The sequence below is a fragment of the Bacillus rugosus genome (assembly GCF_023238245.1).
In the GTDB taxonomy this organism is placed as follows: Bacteria; Bacillota; Bacilli; order Bacillales; family Bacillaceae; genus Bacillus; species Bacillus rugosus.
Window position 1 is genome coordinate 165,001 of sequence record NZ_CP096590.1, and the last position, 2,500, is coordinate 167,500.

Annotated in this window: 6 tRNA genes and 3 rRNA genes (2 of these 9 running past the window's edge); all 9 read left to right on the forward strand. The window is 50.9% G+C overall.

The annotated features are described in order from the left end of the window. Positions 1 to 170: ribosomal RNA gene (locus M0696_RS00940) — 23S ribosomal RNA — on the forward strand; it begins 2,758 nt to the left of the window's first position. 54 nt (positions 171 to 224) lie between these two features. Further along, positions 225 to 340 (forward strand): 5S ribosomal RNA (gene rrf / locus M0696_RS00945). 44 nt (positions 341 to 384) lie between these two features. Continuing rightward, positions 385 to 459: transfer RNA gene (locus M0696_RS00950), tRNA-Asn, on the forward strand. A gap of 2 nt (positions 460 to 461) precedes the next feature. After that, positions 462 to 534 (forward strand) — tRNA-Thr (locus M0696_RS00955). A gap of 61 nt (positions 535 to 595) precedes the next feature. After that, positions 596 to 670: transfer RNA gene (locus M0696_RS00960), tRNA-Gly, on the forward strand. A gap of 32 nt (positions 671 to 702) precedes the next feature. Next, positions 703 to 779 (forward strand) — tRNA-Arg (locus M0696_RS00965). Positions 780 to 805: 26 nt separating this feature from the next. Beyond that, a tRNA-Pro gene (locus M0696_RS00970) sits at positions 806 to 882 on the forward strand. Between the two features lie 8 nt (positions 883 to 890). Then, positions 891 to 966, forward strand: a tRNA-Ala gene (locus M0696_RS00975). Positions 967 to 1,138: 172 nt separating this feature from the next. After that, positions 1,139 to 2,500: ribosomal RNA gene (locus tag M0696_RS00980) — 16S ribosomal RNA — on the forward strand; it runs 188 nt beyond the window's last position.

Below are 2,500 nucleotides of genomic sequence, written 5' to 3' on the forward strand. Positions count from 1 at the left end.
CGGACGGGATAAGTGCTGAAAGCATCTAAGCATGAAGCCCCCCTCAAGATGAGATTTCCCATTCCGTAAGGAAGTAAGATCCCTGAAAGATGATCAGGTTGATAGGTCTGAGGTGGAAGTGTGGCGACACATGGAGCTGACAGATACTAATCGATCGAGGACTTAACCACATTTTGAATGATGTCACATCTGTTATCTAGTTTTGAGAGAACACTCTCAATTTGTTTGGTGGCGATAGCGAAGAGGTCACACCCGTTCCCATGCCGAACACGGAAGTTAAGCTCTTCAGCGCCGATGGTAGTCGGGGGTTTCCCCCTGTGAGAGTAGGACGCCGCCAAGCAGATTTATTATTTCTACCATGTTTGTTTATGAAGCTTATATTATTCCGCAGTAGCTCAGTGGTAGAGCTATCGGCTGTTAACCGATCGGTCGTAGGTTCGAATCCTACCTGCGGAGCCATTGCTTCCATAGCTCAGCAGGTAGAGCACTTCCATGGTAAGGAAGAGGTCAGCGGTTCGAGCCCGCTTGGAAGCTTTATTAAGTGCTTTATTACCAAGGTTTCTCAAAAAGGAGAAAGCTTTTTTTATTGCGAAATGCGGAAGTAGTTCAGTGGTAGAACACCACCTTGCCAAGGTGGGGGTCGCGGGTTCGAATCCCGTCTTCCGCTCCATTTTATCCCAACGGGATATTGTAACATTAATTGCGCCCGTAGCTCAATTGGATAGAGCGTTTGACTACGGATCAAAAGGTTAGGGGTTCGACTCCTCTCGGGCGCGCCATTATTTAATAGAAATAGATAGGGAATCGGGAAGTAGCTCAGCTTGGTAGAGCACATGGTTTGGGACCATGGGGTCGCAGGTTCGAATCCTGTCTTCCCGACCATTTTTTACGGGGCCTTAGCTCAGCTGGGAGAGCGCCTGCTTTGCACGCAGGAGGTCAGCGGTTCGATCCCGCTAGGCTCCACCAAAAGTTTTTATAAAAAGTTGTTGACTTTAAAGAAGCAGCGTTGTATACTAATAAAGTTGCTTTAACAAAGCGAACAAACGAAATGATCTTTGAAAACTAAACAAGACAAAACGTACCTGTTAATTCATTTTTATAAAATCGCACAGCGATGTGCGTAGTCAGTCAAACTACTTTATCGGAGAGTTTGATCCTGGCTCAGGACGAACGCTGGCGGCGTGCCTAATACATGCAAGTCGAGCGGACAGATGGGAGCTTGCTCCCTGATGTTAGCGGCGGACGGGTGAGTAACACGTGGGTAACCTGCCTGTAAGACTGGGATAACTCCGGGAAACCGGGGCTAATACCGGATGCTTGTTTGAACCGCATGGTTCAAACATAAAAGGTGGCTTCGGCTACCACTTACAGATGGACCCGCGGCGCATTAGCTAGTTGGTGAGGTAATGGCTCACCAAGGCAACGATGCGTAGCCGACCTGAGAGGGTGATCGGCCACACTGGGACTGAGACACGGCCCAGACTCCTACGGGAGGCAGCAGTAGGGAATCTTCCGCAATGGACGAAAGTCTGACGGAGCAACGCCGCGTGAGTGATGAAGGTTTTCGGATCGTAAAGCTCTGTTGTTAGGGAAGAACAAGTACCGTTCGAATAGGGCGGTACCTTGACGGTACCTAACCAGAAAGCCACGGCTAACTACGTGCCAGCAGCCGCGGTAATACGTAGGTGGCAAGCGTTGTCCGGAATTATTGGGCGTAAAGGGCTCGCAGGCGGTTTCTTAAGTCTGATGTGAAAGCCCCCGGCTCAACCGGGGAGGGTCATTGGAAACTGGGGAACTTGAGTGCAGAAGAGGAGAGTGGAATTCCACGTGTAGCGGTGAAATGCGTAGAGATGTGGAGGAACACCAGTGGCGAAGGCGACTCTCTGGTCTGTAACTGACGCTGAGGAGCGAAAGCGTGGGGAGCGAACAGGATTAGATACCCTGGTAGTCCACGCCGTAAACGATGAGTGCTAAGTGTTAGGGGGTTTCCGCCCCTTAGTGCTGCAGCTAACGCATTAAGCACTCCGCCTGGGGAGTACGGTCGCAAGACTGAAACTCAAAGGAATTGACGGGGGCCCGCACAAGCGGTGGAGCATGTGGTTTAATTCGAAGCAACGCGAAGAACCTTACCAGGTCTTGACATCCTCTGACAATCCTAGAGATAGGACGTCCCCTTCGGGGGCAGAGTGACAGGTGGTGCATGGTTGTCGTCAGCTCGTGTCGTGAGATGTTGGGTTAAGTCCCGCAACGAGCGCAACCCTTGATCTTAGTTGCCAGCATTCAGTTGGGCACTCTAAGGTGACTGCCGGTGACAAACCGGAGGAAGGTGGGGATGACGTCAAATCATCATGCCCCTTATGACCTGGGCTACACACGTGCTACAATGGACAGAACAAAGGGCAGCGAAACCGCGAGGTTAAGCCAATCCCACAAATCTGTTCTCAGTTCGGATCGCAGTCTGCAACTCGACTGCGTGAAGCTGGAATCGCTAGTAATCGCG